The 20349-nt window shown below is 71.9% G+C and carries 20 protein-coding genes and 7 tRNA genes; 11 read left to right on the top strand and 16 right to left on the bottom strand.

Annotated elements, in window-relative coordinates; translation table 11 throughout:
- Nucleotides 1-243: 243 nt before the first annotated feature.
- Both HCJ93_RS02455 and HCJ93_RS02450 read left to right on the top strand, forming a co-directional pair.
- Nucleotides 244-2439 (top strand): elongation factor G-like protein EF-G2, encoded by a 2196-nt coding sequence (locus tag HCJ93_RS02455; protein ID WP_167990633.1) that lies wholly within the window; start codon nt 244-246, stop codon nt 2437-2439.
- 220 nt (nt 2440-2659) lie between these two features.
- Complete coding sequence (locus HCJ93_RS02450) at nt 2660-4315, top strand: AbeC-like domain-containing protein (protein WP_167990631.1); 1656 nt, start codon at nt 2660-2662, stop codon at nt 4313-4315.
- 129 nt (nt 4316-4444) lie between these two features.
- Here HCJ93_RS02450 and HCJ93_RS02445 read toward each other — a convergent pair whose 3' ends face one another.
- From HCJ93_RS02445 to HCJ93_RS02430, 4 genes are all read right to left on the bottom strand, one after another.
- Nucleotides 4445-4993 (bottom strand): HIT family protein, encoded by a 549-nt coding sequence (locus HCJ93_RS02445; RefSeq protein ID WP_167990629.1) that lies wholly within the window; start codon nt 4991-4993, stop codon nt 4445-4447.
- Nucleotides 4994-5084: 91 nt separating this feature from the next.
- The gene (gene thrS / locus HCJ93_RS02440; RefSeq protein WP_167990628.1) at nt 5085-7061 is read right to left on the bottom strand and encodes a threonine--tRNA ligase; all 1977 of its coding nucleotides are present in this window, start codon (nt 7059-7061) and stop codon (nt 5085-5087) included.
- 93 nt (nt 7062-7154) lie between these two features.
- A complete protein-coding gene (locus HCJ93_RS02435) occupies nt 7155-8441 on the bottom strand; it encodes a hypothetical protein (protein WP_167990626.1) in 1287 nt (428 codons plus the stop codon).
- A complete protein-coding gene (locus HCJ93_RS02430; protein WP_167990625.1) occupies nt 8438-9004 on the bottom strand; it encodes a DUF4365 domain-containing protein in 567 nt (188 codons plus the stop codon). Before HCJ93_RS02430 ends, HCJ93_RS02435 begins: the two co-directional genes overlap by 4 nt.
- Nucleotides 9005-9173: 169 nt before the next feature.
- Here HCJ93_RS02430 and HCJ93_RS02425 point away from each other — a divergent pair, with 169 nt between their 5' ends.
- Entirely contained in the window at nt 9174-9899 is a 726-nt protein-coding gene (locus HCJ93_RS02425) for an exonuclease domain-containing protein (protein WP_167990623.1), read from the top strand.
- A gap of 183 nt (nt 9900-10082) precedes the next feature.
- Here the strand turns inward: HCJ93_RS02425 and HCJ93_RS02420 are convergent.
- The 4 genes from HCJ93_RS02420 to HCJ93_RS02405 all read right to left on the bottom strand — a co-directional run bounded on the left by HCJ93_RS02420 (nt 10083) and on the right by HCJ93_RS02405 (nt 11772).
- Nucleotides 10083-10154, bottom strand: a tRNA-Val gene (locus HCJ93_RS02420).
- A gap of 39 nt (nt 10155-10193) precedes the next feature.
- The gene (locus HCJ93_RS02415; protein WP_167990621.1) at nt 10194-10643 is read right to left on the bottom strand and encodes an SRPBCC family protein; all 450 of its coding nucleotides are present in this window, start codon (nt 10641-10643) and stop codon (nt 10194-10196) included.
- A 495-nt stretch (nt 10644-11138) separates the two neighbouring features.
- Nucleotides 11139-11210, bottom strand: a tRNA-Val gene (locus HCJ93_RS02410).
- Nucleotides 11211-11289: 79 nt separating this feature from the next.
- Entirely contained in the window at nt 11290-11772 is a 483-nt protein-coding gene (locus tag HCJ93_RS02405; RefSeq protein ID WP_167990619.1) for a TIGR02611 family protein, read from the bottom strand.
- A gap of 191 nt (nt 11773-11963) precedes the next feature.
- Here HCJ93_RS02405 and HCJ93_RS02400 point away from each other — a divergent pair, with 191 nt between their 5' ends.
- Nucleotides 11964-12377, top strand: a complete 414-nt coding sequence (locus HCJ93_RS02400; RefSeq protein WP_167990618.1) for an SsgA family sporulation/cell division regulator — start codon at nt 11964-11966, stop codon at nt 12375-12377.
- A gap of 359 nt (nt 12378-12736) precedes the next feature.
- On the top strand, nt 12737-13297 hold the full coding sequence (locus tag HCJ93_RS02395) for a CGNR zinc finger domain-containing protein (RefSeq protein ID WP_167990616.1): 561 nt from the start codon (nt 12737-12739) through the stop codon (nt 13295-13297).
- A gap of 75 nt (nt 13298-13372) precedes the next feature.
- On the opposite strand, the gene HCJ93_RS02390 is transcribed toward HCJ93_RS02395, so the two are convergent.
- The gene (locus HCJ93_RS02390) at nt 13373-13525 is read right to left on the bottom strand and encodes a hypothetical protein (protein ID WP_167990614.1); all 153 of its coding nucleotides are present in this window, start codon (nt 13523-13525) and stop codon (nt 13373-13375) included.
- 171 nt (nt 13526-13696) lie between these two features.
- Nucleotides 13697-14134: a hypothetical protein gene (locus HCJ93_RS02385; RefSeq protein WP_167990612.1), complete on the bottom strand. Its 438-nt coding sequence runs from the start codon at nt 14132-14134 to the stop codon at nt 13697-13699.
- Nucleotides 14135-14355: 221 nt separating this feature from the next.
- On the opposite strand from HCJ93_RS02385, the gene HCJ93_RS02380 reads away from it, so the two are divergent.
- Nucleotides 14356-14871 carry a DsbA family protein gene (locus HCJ93_RS02380; protein ID WP_167990611.1) on the top strand — a complete coding sequence of 172 codons (516 nt, stop codon included), beginning with the start codon at nt 14356-14358 and terminating at the stop codon, nt 14869-14871.
- A gap of 34 nt (nt 14872-14905) precedes the next feature.
- On the opposite strand, the gene HCJ93_RS02375 is transcribed toward HCJ93_RS02380, so the two are convergent.
- The 3 genes from HCJ93_RS02375 to HCJ93_RS02365 are packed head-to-tail and all read right to left on the bottom strand — an operon-like array spanning nt 14906 to nt 17652.
- Nucleotides 14906-15730: a GNAT family N-acetyltransferase gene (locus HCJ93_RS02375; protein ID WP_167990609.1), complete on the bottom strand. Its 825-nt coding sequence runs from the start codon at nt 15728-15730 to the stop codon at nt 14906-14908.
- A 51-nt stretch (nt 15731-15781) separates the two neighbouring features.
- Entirely contained in the window at nt 15782-16603 is an 822-nt protein-coding gene (locus HCJ93_RS02370) for an aminotransferase class IV (protein ID WP_167990608.1), read from the bottom strand.
- Entirely contained in the window at nt 16600-17652 is a 1053-nt protein-coding gene (locus tag HCJ93_RS02365) for a chorismate-binding protein (protein ID WP_167990606.1), read from the bottom strand. The genes HCJ93_RS02370 and HCJ93_RS02365 overlap by 4 nt, the downstream gene beginning before the upstream one ends.
- Before the next feature lie 132 nt (nt 17653-17784).
- Here HCJ93_RS02365 and HCJ93_RS02360 point away from each other — a divergent pair.
- The 5 genes from HCJ93_RS02360 to HCJ93_RS02340 all read left to right on the top strand — a co-directional run bounded on the left by HCJ93_RS02360 (nt 17785) and on the right by HCJ93_RS02340 (nt 18255).
- Nucleotides 17785-17857 (top strand) — tRNA-Gly (locus HCJ93_RS02360).
- Between the two features lie 37 nt (nt 17858-17894).
- Nucleotides 17895-17968: transfer RNA gene (locus HCJ93_RS02355), tRNA-Cys, on the top strand.
- Between the two features lies 1 nt (nt 17969).
- Nucleotides 17970-18041, top strand: a tRNA-Val gene (locus HCJ93_RS02350).
- Between the two features lie 24 nt (nt 18042-18065).
- A tRNA-Val gene (locus tag HCJ93_RS02345) sits at nt 18066-18137 on the top strand.
- 46 nt (nt 18138-18183) lie between these two features.
- Nucleotides 18184-18255 (top strand) — tRNA-Val (locus tag HCJ93_RS02340).
- Nucleotides 18256-18314: 59 nt separating this feature from the next.
- Here HCJ93_RS02340 and HCJ93_RS02335 read toward each other — a convergent pair.
- From HCJ93_RS02335 to HCJ93_RS02325, 3 genes are all read right to left on the bottom strand, one after another.
- Entirely contained in the window at nt 18315-18596 is a 282-nt protein-coding gene (locus tag HCJ93_RS02335; protein ID WP_167990604.1) for a TFIIB-type zinc ribbon-containing protein, read from the bottom strand.
- Between the two features lie 81 nt (nt 18597-18677).
- A complete protein-coding gene (locus HCJ93_RS02330; protein ID WP_309141288.1) occupies nt 18678-19625 on the bottom strand; it encodes an aminoglycoside phosphotransferase family protein in 948 nt (315 codons plus the stop codon).
- A gap of 206 nt (nt 19626-19831) precedes the next feature.
- Nucleotides 19832-20011 (bottom strand): hypothetical protein, encoded by a 180-nt coding sequence (locus HCJ93_RS02325; RefSeq protein ID WP_167990602.1) that lies wholly within the window; start codon nt 20009-20011, stop codon nt 19832-19834.
- Between the last annotated feature and the right edge of the window lie 338 nt (nt 20012-20349).

The raw sequence follows: 20349 nt of genomic DNA, 5'->3' as shown, positions 1-20349 counted from the left end.
CACGCCCCGGCGCGGGGCGTCCCCGGCGTGGCGCCGCACGCCCGCTCCGGCCCGCCGGTGGTGCTCACCTCCGGCGCTGCTCCGGGCGCCCGCCCGGTCGTGGCGGGTTCCGGTCCTTCGTATGGACGCACCGTGACGGGAGTGGAAAGCTCGAAGGACCGCGGGCGTCGCCGGAGCCGCTCCGCACGCGGGTCCCGCGTGTCCGCGCCCACAGTGACCTCACCGTGCACGGGAGGCAGGATCATGGGCGACAAGGCGCACACACACCCCGGAGCCGCCGGCAGGGCACAGGCGGCCGACCATCCCACGTCCGTACGGAATGTGGTGCTGGTCGGCCACTCCGGATCGGGCAAGACGACTCTGGTGGAGGCCCTCGCGCTGACCGCGGGGGCGATCAACCGGGCGGGCCGTGTGGAGGACGGCGGCACCGTCTCCGACTACGACGAGATCGAGCACCGGCAGCAACGCTCGGTACAGCTCTCACTGGTGCCGGTCCCCTGGGACGGCATCAAGATCAACCTTCTGGACACCCCCGGATACGCCGACTTCGTCGGGGAACTCAGGGCCGGTCTGCGAGCCGCGGACGCGGCCCTTTTCGTCGTCTCGGCCTCCGACGGCGTGGACGGCTCGACCCGCATGGTGTGGGACGAGTGCGCGGCCGTCGGAATGCCCCGCGCCATCGTGATCACGCATCTGGAGGCGGCCCGCTCCGACTTCGAGGAGATGACCCGGATCTGCGCGGAGACCTTCGGCGGCGACGATCCGGACGCGGTGCTGCCGCTGTATCTGCCGCTGCGCGGACCCGAGGGTCCGGACGGCCACGCGCCCGTGACGGGGCTGATCGGGCTGCTGACGCAGAAACTGTTCGACTACTCCGGCGGCGAGCGCAAGGAGTCCGAACCCGGCCCCGACCAGCTGCCCGTGATCGAGGAGGCGCGCAACCGGCTCATCGAGGGGATCATCTCGGAGAGCGAGGACGAGACCCTGATGGACCGCTATCTCGGTGGCGAGCAGGTCGACACCGAGACCCTGATCAAGGACCTGGAGCGGGCGGTCGCCCGCGGGGTGTTCTTCCCGGTGCTGGCCGCCGCCCCCGCGGCCGAGGGCGCCCGGCAGGGCCTGGGCACGGTCGAGCTCCTCGAGCTGATCACCCGTGGCTTCCCGACCCCGCTGGAGCACGGCACCCTCCGCGTCACCACGGTGGACGGCGAACCGCGCGAGCTGAAGCCGTGCGACCCCGAGGCCCCGCTGGTCGCCGAGGTCGTCAAGACCTCCTCCGACCCGTACGTGGGCCGGCTCTCCCTGATCCGGGTGTTCTCCGGAACGCTGCGGGCCGACCAGACGGTGCACGTCTCCGGGCACGGGCTGGCCGACCGGGGCCATGAGGACCACGACGTCGACGAGCGGATCGGCACCCTGTCCACGCCGTTCGGCAAACAGCAGCGGCCGGTCTCCCATGTCATCGCCGGAGACATGGCGTGCGTGGCCAAGCTGAGCCGCGCGGAGACCGGGGACACGCTGTCCGCCAAGGACGACCCGCTGCTCCTCGAGCCGTGGGAGATGCCCGACCCGCTGCTGCCGCTGGCCATCCAGGCGCACAGCAAACCGGACGAGGACAAACTCTCGCAGGGCCTGGCCAGGCTGGTCGCCGAGGACCCGACGATGCGGCTCGAGCAGAACCAGGACACCCATCAGGTGGTGCTGTGGTGCCTGGGCGAGGCGCACGCCGACGTGGCCCTGGAGCGGCTGCGCACCCGCTACGGCGTGCAGGTCGACGTGGTGCCGCACAAGGTGCCGCTGCGGGAGACCTTCGGCAGCAAGGCGGCCGGACGCGGACGGCACGTCAAACAGTCCGGCGGCCACGGGCAGTTCGCGATCTGCGAGATCGAGGTCGAGCCGCTGCCGGGCGGTTCGGGCATCGAGTTCGTGGACAAGGTGGTCGGCGGCGCCGTGCCGCGGCAGTTCATCCCCTCGGTGGAGAAGGGCGTGAGGGCCCAGGCGGCCAAGGGCGTTGCGGCCGGCTATCCGCTGGTCGACGTGCGGGTGACGCTGCTGGACGGCAAGGCGCACTCGGTGGACTCCTCCGACGCCGCGTTCCAGACGGCCGGGGCGCTCGCCCTGCGGGAGGCGGCCGCGGACGCCAAGATCCTGCTCCTCGAGCCGGTCGCCGAGGTGAGCGTCCTGGTGGGCGACGACTACGTCGGCACGGTGATGAGCGACCTGTCCGGCCGGCGCGGCCGGGTGCTGGGCACCGAGCAGGCGCCCGGCGGGCGGACGCTGATCAGGGCCGAGGTGCCGGAGATCGAGATCGGCCGGTACGCCGTGGATCTGCGCTCGCTGTCCCACGGAACCGCCCGCTTCAGCCGGAAGTATGTGCGGCACGAGCCGATGCCGCCGCAGATCGCGGAACGGGTGCGTGAGAAGGCGCAGAGCAGCTGACCAGCGCCGCCGGGCGCCCGCGCATCCGCTGAGGGCGCCCGGCGCATGCGTACGCACAACCCTCCCGTGCCATGCTCCGGCTCACCTGTGCGGATGGCTCGGTCCGTCCGCAGACGGACGGCGCCGGCTGCCGATACGCTGAAGACCTGATCAACAGGTGTGCGCATCAAGGAAGTCGGGAAGGCCGCAGGACGTATGGTCGCGGCGATCGGGGGCGGGAATGACCGTTGACGGCGGTTACGCGGACTTCTTCGGTCCGCAGGTGCCGCGCACGGGCGACGAGGGGCAGACACCGACGTTCGCGCTGGCCTCCGCCGCCTACCGGGACAACGAGGCGAAGGAGATCCTCAAGGCCAACAACGAGTGGCACAAGTCGTCGGTGAGCGACCCGAAGATCGCGCTGTTCCGGCCGAATCTCGGGGAGGCGTTCTCCCGGGCGCTGATCGACCGCATGCTCGGCTCCGGGCGCAAGCCGCTCATCCAGTCCTTCGGCACCCAGCCGCAGGTGGTGGTGGAGCACGCCCTCGCCGCCCACCGCATCCGCCGGGAGCGGGACAACTGGCTGACCGCCGTGATGGTGCTGTGCGGGCTGCTGTTCCTGCCGGGCCTGCTGGTGTGGCTGCTGGTCTTCCAGATCCGCACCGCGATCGCCAGGCGGCCGGACAAGCGGGCCGGCGCGCTCGCCACCACGCTGCTGGTCGCGGTGGGCGCCCTGGCGGTGCTGTTCCTGATCCGCATGCCGTTCGGCGGGTTCTGGGGCTGGTACGCGCGCGCCTCGGTCGTCGCCCCCGTGGTGGGCTGGTTCTGGGCCAAGCAGATCTGTGAGCGCACCGCCCGTGACCTGCGCGAACGCTGGGACGGCCTGCTGTCGGGCACCAGTGTGGGGGCCAAGGTGCCCGAGGCGGTGCCGAGCAGCCCGGGCGAGAAGGCGGCCGAGGAGCTGCGCCAGTCCCTGGCCCGGCTCGCCGCCGAGCAGCAGTCCAACTCCGTGTTCTACGCCGGGCCCAAGGGGATACTCGGCATGGGCACGCGCTGGGGCAGCTGGCAGCTCGCCGAGGACCTGGTCCCGGCCGATCCGGACCGGGAGATCCACCCGTTCCGCAGCTGGGACGTCATCAAGGCCATCCAGGACCGGCTGCGCATGCTGGAGCGCGGTCCGCTGAACACGGGCGGCTTCCCCCGGCCGTCGATACAGCACTGGATCGTCACCCCCATCGCCGAGAACGCCACGGAGGTGGCCCGGCCCGAGGGCACGGACGTGGAGGCGTACCGGGTCAAGACGCACGCCATACAGGAGATCTGCAACAAGCAGCAGTTCGGCGCGGGCGACCGGCACTATCTCGGCGTGCAGTGGACCCTGTGGGACGGGCAGCTGGTCATCACCATGCTGATCACGGTGACGGTGCTGCACGAGACGCTGCGCATCGAGGTCACCGGGCATGCGCTGGGGCCGGTGCACTCGCTGTTCACCACCAAGCCGGCGGCCAAGGAGAAGGAGGTCCAGAAGTCGATCAAGTTCTGGGAGACCCGCAAGGTGAAGCTCCCGCTGGTCGACACGGACGAGGTGGTCCGGCTCGCCGCACGCGCCCCGCTCACCTGGTACCCCCCGCTGCTGAACTGGCTGGGCGGCACGCTGACCCTGCCCGAGCCGTTCGGTCTGCGGCACGCCTGGGCGGACCAGCCGTGGCGGCATCGCTTCATGGCGGACGACGCGCTGCGCGCGGCGACTCCGGTGCTGCGGGTGGTGCACGCGGCGGCGATCAAGGTGCTGGAGGAGAACGGCGTGGACACCGAGAAGTTCGGTGCGCGCTCCTCGTTCCTCAGCACGGCCGTGCAGGACGCGTCGCCGCGGAAGGCGGACGTGTACGACGCGTGACGCGGACGCGGGGGCGTTCACGGACGACAGGAGGACGGGCCGGAGTCGTCCGGCCCGTCCGGCGTTCCGTGAGAGGCTCCGGAGCAGGTCCCGGAGGGAGGCGTCGCGCAGGGTCGCGCCGCGCGGCCGTCACTCCGTGGGCCAGGCCTCCGTCAGCATCTTGCGGGTGTCGGCGAGCAGCTGCGGCAGCACCTTGGTGTGGCCCACCACCGGCATGAAGTTGGTGTCCCCGCCCCAGCGCGGAACGACGTGCTGGTGCAGATGGGCGGCGATGCCGGCACCCGCGACCGTGCCCTGGTTCATGCCGATGTTGAAGCCGTGCGCGCCGGAGGCCTTGCGCAGCGCGGTCATCGCCTGCTTGGTCAGCTCGGCGAGCTCGGCCGTCTCCTCGGCGGTGAGGTCGGTGTAGTCGGCGACGTGCCGGTACGGGACGGTCATCAGATGGCCGCCGGTGTAGGGGTAGAGGTTGAGCACGGCGTACACGGTCTCGCCGCGCTTGAGGATGAGCCCGTCCTCGTCGGACTTGGCCGGGATGAAGCAGAACGGGCAGCCGTCGTCGGCGCCCGGGCCGGTCGGCTTGTTCTCCCCCTGGATGTAGGCCATCCGGTGAGGCGTCCACAGGCGCTGGAACGCGTCCTGCGTCCCCACTCCCAACTGCTGCTCCGGCTCACTCGTCATGCGTGCAGCATATGGCGTTGCCGGGGCGCGCGGGAAAGGCCCCCGGGATCACTCCCGGGGGCCTTCCGGAGCCTTTCGGTCAGCCTCGCGGTCAGACCTGCGCGCGCTCCTCGACGACCTTCACGATCTTGGCGATCGCCTCGTCGACGGGGATGCCGTTCTCCTGGGAGCCGTCGCGGTAGCGGAAGGAGACGGCCCCCTTGGCCATGTCCTCGTCACCGGCGATGACCATGAACGGCACCTTCTGCTTCTGGGCGTTGCGGATCTTCTTCTGCATCCGGTCCGCGGAGGAGTCCACCTCGACCCGCAGCCCCTGCTTCTTCGCCTTGGCCGCGAACTGCTCCAGGTACTCGACGTGCGCGTCGCCGACCGGGATGCCGATCGCCTGGACGGGGGCGAGCCACGCCGGGAAAGCGCCCGCGTAGTGCTCGAGGAGCACCGCGAAGAAGCGCTCGATGGAGCCGAACAGCGCGCGGTGGATCATGACCGGACGCTGCTTGGTGCCGTCGGCGGCGGTGTACTCCAGATCGAAGCGCTCCGGCAGGTTGAAGTCCAGCTGGATGGTGGACATCTGCCAGGTGCGGCCGATGGCGTCCTTGGCCTGGACGGAGATCTTCGGGCCGTAGAAGGCGGCGCCGCCCGGGTCGGGGACGAGCGGCAGGCCCTGCTTCTCGGCGACCTGGCGCAGCGTCTCGGTGGCCTCCTCCCAGGCCTCGTCGGTGCCGACGAACTTCTCCGGGTCCTTGGTGGACAGCTCCAGGTAGAAGTCGGTCAGGCCGTAGTCGCGCAGCAGGTTCAGGACGAAGGTGAGGGTCTTGTCGAGCTCCTCGGACATCTGCTCGCGCGTGCAGTAGATGTGCGCGTCGTCCTGGGTGAAGCCGCGGGCCCGGGTCAGGCCGTGCACCACGCCCGACTTCTCGTACCGGTACACCGTCCCGAACTCGAACAGGCGCAGCGGCAGTTCGCGGTACGAACGCCCCCGCGCGTCGAAGATCAGGTTGTGCATCGGGCAGTTCATGGGCTTGAGGTAGTAGTCCACGCCCTCGTCGAGCTGCATGGGCGGGTACATGCCGTCGGCGTACCAGTCGAGGTGGCCCGAGACCTCGAAGAGCTTCCCCTTGGTGGCGTGCGGGGTGTAGACGAACTCGTAGCCCTCTTCCTCGTGGCGGCGCCGCGAGTAGTCCTCCATCACCCGGCGGATGATGCCGCCCTTGGGGTGGAAGACGGCGAGGCCGGAGCCGATCTGCTCCGGGATGGAGAACAGGTCCAGCTCGTGGCCGAGCTTGCGGTGGTCGCGCTTCTCGGCCTCGGCGAGGAACTCCAGGTGGGCCTTGAGCTCCTCCTTGGTCGGCCAGGCGGTGCCGTAGATGCGCTGCAGCATCGGGTTCTTCTCGCTGCCGCGCCAGTAGGCGCCCGCGTTGCGCATCAGCTTGAACGCCGGGATGTGGCGGGTGGTGGGCAGGTGGGGCCCCCGGCAGAGGTCCTTCCAGCACAGCTCGCCGGTCTTGGCGTCCAGGTTGTCGTACATGGTCAGCTCGCCGGCGCCGACCTCGACGTCCGCGCCGTCGTCGTGCGAGGCGGCGCCCTTGAGGCCGATCAGCTCCAGCTTGTACGGCTCGTCGGCGAGCTCCTCGCGGGCGGCCTCCTCGGTGACGACGCGGCGGGAGAAGCGCTGGCCGCGCTTCTGGATCTCCTGCATCTTCTTCTCGATGGCCTTGAGGTCATCGGGGTGGAAGGGCCGCTCGACGTCGAAGTCGTAGTAGAAGCCGTCCTTGACGGGCGGGCCGATGCCGAGCTTGGCCTCGGGGAAGAGCTCCTGCACGGCCTGGGCCATCACATGCGCGGTGGAGTGGCGCAGGATGTTCAGGCCGTCCTCGGAGGAGATCTCCACGCCCTCGACGGTGTCGCCGTCCTGCAGCTCGTAGGAGAGGTCCTTGAGCTCGCCGCCGACGCGCGCGGCGATGATCGAGCGCTCGCCGGCGAAGAGCTCGGCGGCCGTAGTGCCCGTCGTCACCACGCGTTCTTCCCGCTCGGAATCGCGTTGGATGATCACACGGACGTCTGACACCGGTTTTCTCCTGCCTGAAGTGGGGTGAGCGGGCGCCGTACCGGAGCGCGCGCGAGAACCGATCGTACCGACCGGGGACCCGCCTGGGCGAAATCAGCCCTCGTCGCCGGGGTCGTCGCCCTCGCAGACCTCGCCGAAGAAGGCCGCCACCTCGGCGTTCTCCTGGATCGCCTTCATCAGGCGGTCCCGCTCGGCCTCGTCCACCGGCACCGGCGTGAGGTCGCTCACGTCGGTCAGGCGGCGGAAGCCGGAGCGGCTCTCCAGCCGGCCGCGCATCCGGACCGGGAGTCCGACGAGGTGGGCGTGGCCGGCGATGCGGTAGTCGTCCTCGCCGAGGGTGATCCGGACATGGCCGAGGTCGGCCCCGGCGAGCACCCGCAGCCGTACCGTGCCCTCGCCGCGCGGGCCCGGCCTGCGCATCCGCACCACGGTGCCGGTGATCCGCACCGGCACGGACGGCTCCGCGCGCCGGTAGCGGGCGCCGGCCTCGCGCAGGACCGGCAGGTCGCCGGGGGTGAACTCGACCGGTTCCGGCAGGGCGGCACAGCCGTCGGGGACGCCTGCGGCCGGGGCCCAGGCGACGGCGATCCGGGCGCCCTCCGTCCCGTGGACCAGGGCGAGCAGGGCCTCGGTGAGTTCGTGGCTGACGCCCGCCTGGACGGCGGTGGTGAAGGCGTCCGTGCGGCCGGTGGCGCGCCGGTAGTCGATGGCCTCCCGGGTGGCGTGCAGCGCCTGGTGGAGCCGTACGGCGAGGGGGCGACCGCCGGTGACGGGCAGGAAGGCGGTGATCCGGTGCCCGCCGGCCGCGGGGCCGACGAGGACGGAGTCCAGCGCGGCCAGGGCGCGGCGGCGGTGCCGGGCGCCGTGGTAGCCGGCTCGCGCGCGGGTGGCGAGGGCGGCGGCGAGCAGGGTGCGGCGGGCGGCCAGGCGCAGCTGCTCCCCGGCGGTCCACACCGCCGTGCCGCCGGGTCCGTCCGGGATGTCGCGCCACCAGCGGATCTCGTCGCTGGGCACGGCGAGCGAGATCAGCACCTCGCGGGCGCCGGCCAGGCCGCTGCGGGTCAGTGCGAGCAGCGCCTCGCCGAGCAGGTCGTCGCAGTCGGGGAAGGCACGGCTCTCCGGCACCAGCAGGCTGGTGCCGCCGTCCGGCCCGGGCGGCGTCCAGCGCCCGTAGCGTCCGGCGGCCCCGCCGCGCCGCTGCCAGCCGTGCCGGTGCAGCAGCGCGCCGAGCACCGCGGGGTCGACCTCGCCGGGCTCGGGCACCCGGCCGTCCCACGGGGTGTGCGAAGGCTCGGGCCCGGGCGGTCCCGGGGGCCGGCCGGTGTCGGCGGGGTGCGGGCGTACGGGCCGCAGGGGGCCCTCGGCCGGACGGTGCGTCATGGCTTCCCTCCCGTGCCGACCCGGGTCATGATCTCGCACAGCGCCCGGTCGTCGAAGATGCGTGAGGTGGGGATCCGCACGGTGGTGCGATGCCGGCCGGTGACCGGGTGCCCGGCGAGGTTGGTCCAGTAGCAGCAGTGACGCAGGTCGAGCCGGTCGTGGCTGGCGCGCAGCCAGTCGTTCTGGGAGCGCGGCACCAGCATCACCACGAGGATCTTGTGCACGGAGACCGGGGTGCGGGCCAGCTTCGCCAGGTGCGCGTTGTCCAGCGTGAACGAGAAGAAGCGGGCCGAGGGGTCGGGCGCGATCTGGTAGGTCGCCTTCAGCTGCACCTTGATGGTGACCTCGTCGTCCACGGTGTGCCCGGGGGCGCTGTGACTGACGTGCCAGTCGATGCCGTTGTCCGGGAACGGCTGGGACAGCGAGCAGCCCGCCGCGGCCGCGACGGCGTGCAGATAGCCGACCTGCAGGGTCTCCATGCAGGCGGTGGTGGCGAGTGAGCCGCGAGACGGTGCCGTGCGATCGGGCAGCAGCCCGCCCCGTTCGGGCTGCGCGATGGCCATGGCCGAACAGCCTTCCAGAACAAGTGAATCCCCGCTGCGGGCCGCTGAACTGCAACGACCCGTACTCCTGTTGTCTCCTTCCGGAGTGAGGCGCAAACAGCCCGGGTATCACCCGTGCGGGCAGCGGACGGTGCGTCAACTGCCGATGGTGAACGAGGGGTTGGTGGGAATGACGTGCTGGTTCGAAGGGCCGCTGGCCGCCTTTGACACGGAGACCACGGGCGTGGACGTCGAGAACGACCGGATCGTGTCGGCCGCCGTCGTCGTGCAGGACGCGCCGGGCGCCCGGCCGCGGGTGTGCCGCTGGCTGGTGAACCCCGGTGTGCCGGTCCCGGCCGCCGCCACGCGGGTGCACGGCCTGTCCGAGGGCCATCTGCAGCGCAACGGCCGCTGGCCCGCACCGGTGATGTACGAGATAGCGGAGTCGCTGGCGGAGCAGGCGCGCATCGGACGCCCGGTGGTGGTGATGAACGCGCCGTTCGATCTCACGCTGCTGGACCGGGAGTTGCGCCGGCACCGCGCCTCCTCCCTGCACCGCTGGTTCGAGCGGACACCGCTGCTGGTGCTCGACCCGCTGGTGCTGGACAAGCATCTGGACCGCTACCGCAAGGGGCGCCGCACGCTCACCGATCTGTGCGCCCACTACGGGGTCAGCCTCGAGGAGGCGCACGACGCGGCGGCGGACGCGGTGGCCGCGCTGGAGGTCACGCGGGCGGTGGGGCAGCGGTTCGCCTCCCGGCTGGAGCGCCTCTCCCCCGGTGAGCTGCACACGCTGCAGGCGGTGTGGCACGCGGCCCAGGCGCGGGGCCTGCAGGCGTGGTTCGCGCGCAGCGGTACGGAGGAGGCGGTCGACCCGGCCTGGCCCCTGCGCCCGGATCTCCCGGCGGCGGCCTGAGCGGTCGGACCCGTCACGGGCGACAAGGAGCACACACCGACCGGAGAAACGCACGCCTGCGACGGACTGCATGCCGGCGAACACGGGCCGCTCCACGGATGCGTACCGGCGAACACCGGCCGGTCCGCCCGCGCGTGCGGACACAGCGAGGCCGGTCCGCCTGTGACGGACCGGCCTACCCGGTGGGCGATACTGGGTTCGAACCAGTGGCCTCTTCGGTGTGAACGAAGCGCTCTCCCACTGAGCTAATCGCCCGGGAACGCACTGAACAATACAGGTGTCGGTACGTATCCTTCAAACCGCTTCCAGCCAGGCTTCCAGTCCGCGCCGGCCCGCCCGCATCATCAGGGCGTGGTTCATCCGGAAGACGGGCCGCGCGGGCACCGCCAGCCGCCGCAGCAGCGGCTTGCGGACGTCGACCTCCTGCTCGTAGCGGGCGAGGCTGCCGCCGGGCCCGAGCCGGGTGACGGTCCAGCGGGCCCAGCCGTCGATGTCGCCGGAGAGCCCCACCTCCAGGATGCCGGTCTCGGGATCGCGCCGCCCCTCGTGCAGGGTGGCCCGCAGCTCCACGGGGAGGACCGAGCGGATGCGCACCAGCCCGCTGGTGTCGTCCAGCCGTACCACCTCGCGCACCTGCGGCCACCACCGCGGATACTCCTCGATCCGCTCCAGGACCCGGTAGACCACCGGGGCGGGTGCGGAGAGTGTCCACAGGCTGCGGAAGCGGTAATGGTTGAAGTCCATGGACGGAGTGTGCCCGGCCGGCCCCGGAGTGTGTCCGGAACCTTTCCGCGCGGATCTGACTATCCGCCAGAAATCCCGCCGCCGCCATGACCATTCGCCCGGAATCCTGTCGTCCGCCCGCGTCTTGGGGTTCTGACGAAGCGGCATTCTGCAAAATGGGCCGCGGATTCGGCCGGATCGTGCGCCCGGATCTTCGCCGGGAATCATTACCCGCCGGTGAATTCCGGCCCGTAAGAGCGGGTCCGCCGCCACCGGATACGTAACGGAGCGTCACTTTCGCGTCCGTGCGGCGGGGTGCGCCCCTCCGCCTCCCGGAGCCTCTCGGCTCTCGGCGCGGACCCCCGGGATCACCGGGACCGCCTGGACCGCCGGGACCTGCGGGGAGCCGGCGAAGCCCCGCCGGCGATCATGCCGCGGTCGCACGGGACAGCGGGCCCCGGGACACGACACAGCGGCCCGGCTCACCGTTCGGTGAGCCGGGCCGCTGTGATCCGGTGGGCGATACTGGGTTCGAACCAGTGACCTCTTCGGTGTGAACGAAGCGCTCTCCCACTGAGCTAATCGCCCGGGCGCAGGAAGAACATTACCCCATGTCAGGGGGTGCTCGTGACCACAGGGGGCCGGCCGCCCCGGCCCCCGGCCCCGATCACTGGTCCTTGATCTTCCAGGGCATGACGAGGCCGTATCTGTAGAGGTAGATCCCGGCCAGCACGGCCGCGACGACCAGGCCGACCGAGGTCAGGATGATGTTGCGGCGCCGCACCTTGGGGTCGAGGGCCCGCTGCGCCGCCTCGGTGACCTTGCGCTTGGTCCAGCGCAGCACCAGCTGGGCCCAGGCGAACTCGGTCCCCCAGATCGCCATGCCGGCGAAGATCACCACCCAGCCCGGCCCGGGCAGCGGCAGCATGATCACTCCGGCCACCACGACGGCCAGGCCGGTCACGAAGACGCCGACCTGCCAGCTGAGGTGCAGCCCGCGACGCGCCCGGATGAACTGCGGCGCCCGCGAGCCGAGCGCCCGCTCCTCGCGACCCCGGTCCGCCGTCCCGCCCGTCGCAGCCCCTTCCCGTCGGTCCGCCCGGTCGGCGGTCAGGGCCGCCTCACCGCGCTTGTCACTCCCCGTGTTCATACGGTCAAACACTACCCGAGCGATTCACATCACCGGAATGGACGCACCGCCCGAACGATCTCTCGGCCGGACGAGTTACATAAACGCACGCAAAACACTCAGAGGGGTTTACAACGGCACCGTAGGTGGCATGTCGATTTCGCCGACGTGCGAATCCCCGAGCGCACACTGAGCGAAAGGCCCTGGCGCTTATGAACACCACGGTCAGCTGCGAGCTGCACCTGCGCCTCGTTGTGTCGAGCGAGTCCTCCCTGCCTGTCCCCGCAGGCCTGCGGTACGACACGGCCGACCCCTACGCCGTGCACGCCACCTTCCACACCGGAGCCGAGGAGACCGTCGAGTGGGTGTTCGCCCGCGACCTCCTCGCCGAGGGACTTCACCGCCCCACCGGCACGGGCGACGTCCGCGTCTGGCCGTCGCGCAGTCATGGTCAGAGCGTCGTCTGCATCGCGCTGAGCTCCCCGGAGGGTGAGGCTCTGCTCGAGGCCCCCGCGCGGGCCCTGGAGTCCTTCCTGAAGCGCACCGACGCCGCCGTGCCCCCGGGCACGGAGCACCGGCATTTCGATCTCGATCAGGAGCTCTCGCACATCCTGGCCGAAAGCTAGGCGAGGCCACGAAGCTGCCCGGCGCCGTCGACTCGGGGAGACGGCTCGGACCCGAGCAGCCGCATACGGCACACACCGGCGCCGGCCGCGGACTTCCGCGACCGGCGCCCTTGTGCTGCTCAGGGCCGGTGACGGAGAGTGAAAGGAGAGTGAGAAGAGGGGCCCGGGTGCCGGCACCCCGCCGGTCCGCCATGCCGGTGCGGCCGGCCGATACCCCCCGGGGGGAACGCCGGGGCTCGTTCGGGCGTTGTATTCGATGCCATGTGCGAAGCGAGGGCGGTGGGGTGCTCCTCCGAGCCACTACTATCGCCCCAGCATCGGCGGGCGCCCCGCCCGACCCCCAGGCCAGGGAGCGAATCGTGCTGATCACCCATGACACCCGGTGTGCGCTGGACGCCGTGGTGGATCTGGTGAACACCGCACCGGAGGACGAGTCGGCGCCGGACGGACTGGCGGACGTCGCGGCGCTCGAGCAGTTCGTGCAGAAGCACAACATCAGCGAGGTCGGAGTCCTCACGGAGCTCGACCTGTCGGCGGTGCGCAGGCTCCGGTCCCGCTTCGCCGCGATCTTCGCCGCTCCCGACGCCCGTACCGCCGCCGGGCTGATCAACGAGCTGGTCGCCGCGGCCGGCACCACACCCCGCCTCACGGACCACGACGGCTACGACTGGCACATCCACTACTTCGCGCCCGGCGCCTCGGTCGCCGATCACCTGGCCGCCGACGGCGGGATGGCGCTGGCGTTCTTCGTGGTCGCCGGCGAGCGGGAACGGCTGCGCCGCTGCGAGGCCCCGGACTGCCGGCACGCCTTCGTCGACCTCTCCCGCAACCGCTCGCGCCGCTACTGCGACAGCCGGACCTGCGGCAACCGGCTGCATGTCGCCGCCTACCGGGCCCGGCGCAAGGAAGCGGCGGGCTGACCGGGCACGCCCTCTCGGCGAGTCGCCTCCGCCGACGCGGTCCCGACGGGTGACGCCGGGAACCGCGGGTACGGCTCACAGCCACAGCAGGTCGTGCAGGGCAGCCGTGAGCAGCAGACACCCGATCACCGCCAGGAAGATCATCAGCGGTGGCTGGGATAGGGCGAAGAGGCAGCCGCGCGGCTCGTCCTGAGGCGGCGCGGCATCGCTGTGTGTCGTGTCCAGCATCTCGCCGCGATGATGACGCATCCCGCGCCGCGGGAGCGATCACCACGCGCCGAGTGAACGCCGTATCGCCGATTGCGTGGGCGACGGTTCGGGTTGTGATCGTTTCCGGACGTTCCGCGATCCCCTGTGACGATTCGGCCGGCGCCCGCTCAGCTTGCGTGCTGCCCGAGGTCAGATGCCGTGCTTCTTGAGGATGGCCTCGATGTCGCTGAAGTCGTCGTCGTCGCTCGGCGCGGACTTCTGCCGCGTCGCGGGCCCGGAGCCCGCGGCGAGGGAGGGGGCGGAGGCCGCCGGGGCCACCGCATCGGGCCGGGAGGCCGCCCTGGCCGCCTTGCGCTCCTTGCGGGTGCCGCCGCGCCGGCGCTCCACGGCTCGCGTGATCATGAAGATCACCCAGGACAGGCCCAGCAGACCGAAGCCGGCCCAGGCCGTGGGGCTGAACGCGGTGTCGGCCACCCACTCGACGATGCCGGTCAGGACCAGGCCGAGCGGGACGAGTGCGTAAGCGGCGATACGGGCGGCGGCCAGGAACCGCCTGCGCCAGGCGGTGACGGCCGCGATGCCCAGGCCTGCCGCGGACACGGCGGAGCAGACGGTCTCGGCAATCATCCGGTCCTCCCGGCAGGGGTGGTTCGCTGTGCGCGCTTCGTCCCTTCCATCCTGCACCCGCCCACCCCCGCCCGGCCATGCTCGGGCCCGAGATCAGGGACATCTCCGGGTCGGCTCCTTCGCAGGTGCCGGTGCCGGAGTACGCCCCCGGACCGCGCGCCGACCGGATCACGCCAGGTCCGGTTGGGTGTCACGGGGGCGGTGCTGGGAGACTGTGCCCCATGAGCGACCCCTCCACCACCCCCGTGCCCGTCCTCGACGTCTGGTGCGATCTGCAGTGCTCGGACTGCCGCACCGCCCTCGGCGATCTGCGCGCCCTGCGCGCCCGGTACGGCGACCGTCTGGAACTGCGGCTGCGCCACTTCCCGCTGGAGAAGCACAAGCACGCCTTCGCCGCGGCCCAGGCCGCCGAGGAGGCGCTGGCGCAGGGGAAGGGCTGGGCCTACGCCGAGGCGGTGCTGGGGAAGGTCGAGGAGCTGGGCCGCAAGGGCGAGCCCTTCCTGGTCGAGGTCGCCGGGGAGCTGGGTCTGGACGCCGAGGAGTTCGACACCGCGCTGATCGACGGGCGGCACATCCTGGCCGTCGACGCGGACCAGGCCGAGGGCAAGGCGATCGGGGTGACCGGCACCCCGACCTATGTCATCGGGGGCGAGCGCCTGGACGGGGGCAGGAGCCAGGAGGGGCTGCGCGAGCGCATCGAGCAGATCGCCGACCGTCTGCTCGCCGAGCGGGCCTGAACCGGCCGGCCCCCTCCCCCACCGCGCACCGCACCTACAGCAGGTGCTTGTACATCGCGTACCGCGTGGTCCGGTAGCCGAGCGATGCGTAGAGGCGCTCGGCCGGGGTGTTGCCCGCGAAGACATTGAGCCCGATGGTCCGTTTGCCGGCCGCGACGGCCTGCGCCTCCGCAAGCAGCATGAGGGAGCGTCCGTGGCCCCGGCCGCGGTGGGCGGACCGGGTCTCCACGTCGAAGACGAAGGCCTGCTCCCCGCGCACCGACAGCCACAGGTTGCCCACGGCACTGCCCTGGTGCTCCAGGACGCTGAAGAGCATGCCCTCGGTGGCGCGCCCCTCGGGCAGCAGCTCGGCGTGGTCCCGCTCCGACTTGGCGCGTGCCTCGGCCTCCGGCACGCCGCGCTCGATCCACTGGCGTGCGAAGTCCTCCCGGCCCTGAGCCAGCCAGGGGCGGAACTCCTCCTCGGTCATGGCCCGCGCCCGGCTGCCCTCCGGCAGGGCGGGCGGGGTGCCGCCGAGCGCCTTCTCCATACCGCGGTTGCGCACGGCGTAGCCGAGCGCCGTGGCGAGCCGGAGGGCCGGCCCGGCGTCTGCGGGAACGGTCACCTCGATGCGGCGGCAGCCCCAGCCGCGTACGACCTCCTCCGCGGCGAGCGCGGCCACCGTGCCCCGGCCGCGCCTGCGGTCGGGTTCCTCGATGCGCAGGCTCATGATGCGGGCGGCCGAGGGGCCGAAGACGGGGTGCGTGCCCAGGTGGATCGTGCCGACGGGACGGCTGTTGACGCACACCTGGTAGCGGCGTGAACGCGTGCCGTCGGGGTTCTGCTGGAGCGGCTCGGCCGGCCGCAGGGTCGTGGTCATCACGGCAGTTCTACCCACTGCCGCGCCCCGGGTTTCAGCCGATTGCCGGGCTCACGGGTCGAGATCGGCCGCCGAGCGCTCGTCGAAGGTCCGCATGGCCTTGGCCGTCACCGGGCCCGGGGCGCCCGGCAGTTCACGGTCGTCGACGCGGTGGACGGCCTGGACATCGCGCAGGGTGGAGGTGAGGAAGATCTCGTCGGCCCGCTGGAGCACGTCCAGCGGCAGGTCGGTCTCCTTGGCGCCGGTCCACTCGGTGACCAGGGCCCGGGTGATGCCGGCGAGGCAGCCGGAGGCGAGCGGCGGGGTGTGGATCTCGCCGTCGAGGACGACGAAGACGTTGGAGCCGGTGCCCTCGCAGAGCTGCCCGACGGTGTTGCCGAACAGCGCCTCGCTCGCGCCCCGTTCGCGGGCCCGGGCGAGGGCCACCACGTTCTCGGCGTAGGAGGTGGTCTTCAGGCCGGTCAGCGCGCCGCGCTCGTTGCGGGTCCAGGGGACGGTGACGACGGCCGTGGAGTCGGGGCGGCGGCTGGTCTCGCCCAGGGCCACGACCAGGGTGGTCCCGTGCCCGCCGCGGTCCGAGCCCAGCGGTCCGTGGCCGCCGGTGTAGGTGATGCGCAGCCGGCCGAGCGGCATGGGGTTGGCCTCCAGCACGGCGGTGCAGGCGCGGCGGACCTCGTCGAGGTCGGGGTCGGGCAGGCCGAGGCCGCGGGCGGAGCGGGTGAGCCGGTCGAGGTGCCGGGTGAGGGCGAACGGGCGGCCGTCGACCGCCTTGACCGTCTCGAAGATGCCGTCGCCCACGGTCAGTCCGTGGTCGAAGACGGAGACGCGGGCGGACTCGGTGTCCTGCAGCCCGCCGTCGAGCCAGATCTTCACTCTGGGATCCCTTCACTCACCTCGTATGTGCCCGACGCTACCGCGAGCAGCCGGGACGCCTTCAGTTCGGTCTCCCGCCACTCCCGCTCGGGGTCGGACCCCCAGGTGATCCCGGCGCCGGTGCCGAACCGCAGCACGGCGCCGCCGTCCGCGTCCCGGTCGATCCAGAAGGTGCGTATGCCCACCGCCAGCTCGCCGGTGCCCCGGTCGGCGTCCACCCACCCGATGCCGCCGCAGTACGGTCCGCGGGGTGCCGGCTCCAGGTCGCCGATGATCCGCATGGCGCTGGACTTGGGTGCGCCGGTGACCGAGCCGGGCGGGAAGGCGGCGTCCAGCAGCTCGGGCCAGCCCGCTCCCGCACGCAGTTCCCCCCGCACCGTCGACACCAGGTGCACCAGGCCGGGGTGCTTCTCCACGGCGCACAGGTCGGGCACGGTGACGGTGCCGGTGGCGCAGACCCGGCCGATGTCGTTGCGCACCAGGTCCACGATCATCACGTTCTCGGCGTAGTCCTTCTCCAGGAGGTCGGCCTCGGTGCGCCCGGTGCCCTTGATCGGCCCCGACTCCACGACCCGGCCGTCGCGGCGCAGGAACAGCTCGGGGGAGGCGGTGGCGATCTCCACGCCGTGCCCCGGCAGACGGATCGTTCCTGCATACGGTGCCGGGTTGCCGCGGGCCAGCAGGGAGGTCAGGGCGTCCACGTCGCTGTCCGGTGCGACGGGCGCGGACAGCACCCGGCAGAGATTCGCCTGGTACACCTCGCCCTCCGCTATCCGGTCGCGGATGTACCGCACGCCCGCCGTGTACCCGGAGCGGTCCAGGGAGGTCGACCAGTCGCCGGCGTCCGGCCCCCGCCAGGCGCCGGGCACCGGCGCGGGCACCGGCTGCTCGCGCACCTCGCGGAAGCGTGCGCAGGTCAGACGGCCCTCGAAGTCCGCGCAGACGGCCCAGAAACCGTGGGAGTCCAGCGCCGCCGGGTCATCGGTGACGTCGGTCAGGCCGGTGGCGACACGGTTGCCGAAGCGGGCGAGAGGTGGCAGGTCGAGCACGCCACGAGTGTAGGGCGGGCGCCGGTGACGCGACGCAGGGCAGCACGCTGCACAAACGCGTTTTTGTACTGGCCCCGGAATCCGCTAGAGTTCAGTTCGTCGCCGGGACGCGCAAGCGGACCGAAACGACAGGCGGACGTAGCTCAGTTGGTAGAGCGCAACCTTGCCAAGGTTGAGGTCGCGAGTTCGAGCCTCGTCGTCCGCTCGCAGCACAGGGGGTCCGCCCGATCCCCTACACTCCGGGTGGAGTGGCCGAGAGGCGAGGCAACGGCCTGCAAAGCCGTCTACACGGGTTCAAATCCCGTCTCCACCTCCAAGGACGATTAGCTCAGCGGGAGAGCGCTTCCCTGACACGGAAGAGGTCACTGGTTCAATCCCAGTATCGTCCACTGGATCCCACGAGGATCCGTCCAGCGCGATTAGCTCAGCGGGAGAGCGCTTCCCTGACACGGAAGAGGTCACTGGTTCAATCCCAGTATCGCGCACGCAGTGCTCATGGCCCGCGCTCCACCGCGTGGCCGTGACCCCCGAGGACGATTAGCTCAGCGGGAGAGCGCTTCCCTGACACGGAAGAGGTCACTGGTTCAATCCCAGTATCGTCCACATCGCACCGGAGCCCCCGGCCGTCCAGCGGCCGGGGGCTCGGTCGTGCCCCGGGGTGTTCAGGACGAGAACAGCATGTGCCCGAAGCTCTTGTGCCGGCGGTGGCCGTAGTGCCCGCCGTGCGGGGCGCCCCAGGCGGGAGCGGCCGGGGCCGGCGGAGCGGCGGGGTACGCCTGCGGGGCGGCCGGCGGCGCGGGCTGGGACCACTGGGCCTCCAGCCGGGTCAGCGCCTCGAGCTCGCCGTAGTCGAGGAAGATCCCACGGCAGCCGCTGCACTGCTCGATCTGGACGCCGTTGCGGTTGTAGGTGTGCATCGGCGCACGACACTTCGGACACTGCATGGTTCGGTCAGCTCCTCGCCGGTCGGTCCTGCTTCGGATATCGCCAGGACAGACTCCGTCCGGCCCCCTGGTGGTTGCACTCTAGGCCTGGGCACCCGGTGCGGCAGGGGCCTCGACGGAGGCGATACGGGCACAGGCGTCCACCACGCACGTCTCCACCTCGTCCAGCGGCCGCCCCTCCCCCACCGCCTTGGCGATCATGCGGGCGGCGGTCTGCACGGTGAGAGCACGGGCCGGGATGTCGAGGTACGGCCACGGGTCGCCGGCGGCGGGGACGGCGGGGCCACCGGCGTTCCGGTAGGCGGCGAGGAATCGCGCCCACTCCTCTGCGTGCAGCAGGCCGCAGGCGAACCAGGCGGCGGGGCGGGCGAGGTCCCAGGCCGGGTGACCGGTCCCGAGATCGTCCACGTCGATGAGCCGCCAGCCTCCGCCGCCGGGCAGGCGGACCAGCTGGCCGAGGTGGAAGTCGCCGTGGCACAGGGCGAGGGGGCCGGGCATGGGCGCCTCCGCTCCCGCCCAGGCGGGGAGGGTGGACCAGGCCTTCAGGACCGGGGTGGTGGCCGGGTGGTCCGGGGCTTCGGCTCGGAGCCGGGTGACGGCGCGGGCAGCGTTGAGCGGGCCTCGCATGCCGGGAAGGCCGGGCGGGGCAGGGGTGCGGTGCAGACGGGCGAGGAGAGTGGCGGCGGGTTCCCAGGGGGCGGCCTCGGGGGCGTCCGGGTCGACGGGTATGCCGTAGGGCCAGAAGGTGACGGGGCGGCCGCGCAGGTCGGTGGAGGGGTGGCTGAGAGGGGCGACGAACGTGTCCCCGAGCCGACTGGCCGTCTCCATCCGTGCCCGCAGCTCGCCGGGGTCGGCGTCCCTCGCATGGGCCTTGGCGACGGTGTCGCCGTGGCGGACCACTGTGCCGTCGGGGCGGTCGGCGAGGGTGGCTGCGGCGCAGGGACAGGGTGCGGTGTGCGGTACCTGGTGGGCGACGGCGGCGGCGCGGGCGGTCAGCTCGCGGAGGAGGGGGTGGTGGTCCGGCGGCACGGGGCTCCCTGGGGTCGGCTCTGAGGGGAGCGTACGGGGTTCCGGGCAAGGTTCGTCTCCTTGCGCACGGGGGCGGAACAGAGTAATGCCGGCGCAGCTCCCCAGCTGCGCCGGCATTCTTGCCGTCCGCCGCACCCCCGTCCCCACGGGGTTTCATGGGCGGGATGTTCCCCTCCCGGACCGCTCTTCCGGGTCTGGGGCGCCGCTCAGCGCCCCAGCATCTCGCCCACGGACGACGCCTGTGTGGTCACTGTCTCCCACCCGTCGAAGACGAGGAGGAGCAGGACCGCCAGGGGAAGTGCCATCAGCGTGGCCACCAGCGGGTGCCGGCGCCCCTCGCGCCGCGCCCGCACGCGGACCAGTGCCCGCGGTGCCGTGTACGCCATGGCCCCTCTCCTGACCGCTTGTTCTGTTTCTGTGCCGCTTCGTTCCGCTTCTGCAGCGGCGGGCGTCCGACCTCGGGGGACGAGTACTGCACCCGCCGCTTGACCTCAAATCTAGGCGCCCCGCACATCCCGGGCGTCATGCCCTCGTACCGATTGCCGGGCCTCCCGGAGGATGAGCCGTCCCGCCCGCCGTACTCCCCTGGGTGGAGACGCGGTCCTACGACTCGGGGAAATCCCCGAGGGGGTACCCGCTTCGCGTGACGTCGCTCACTTCCCCCGCCCCCCCGGCGCACCTCCGCCGCCTCCCGGCGCACCGCCCCGTTCGCCACCGCCCCGTG

Source organism: Streptomyces composti (assembly GCF_012034205.1).
Taxonomy (GTDB): domain Bacteria; phylum Actinomycetota; class Actinomycetes; order Streptomycetales; family Streptomycetaceae; genus Streptomyces; species Streptomyces composti.
This window is presented reverse-complemented; position numbering and strand designations above follow the sequence as displayed.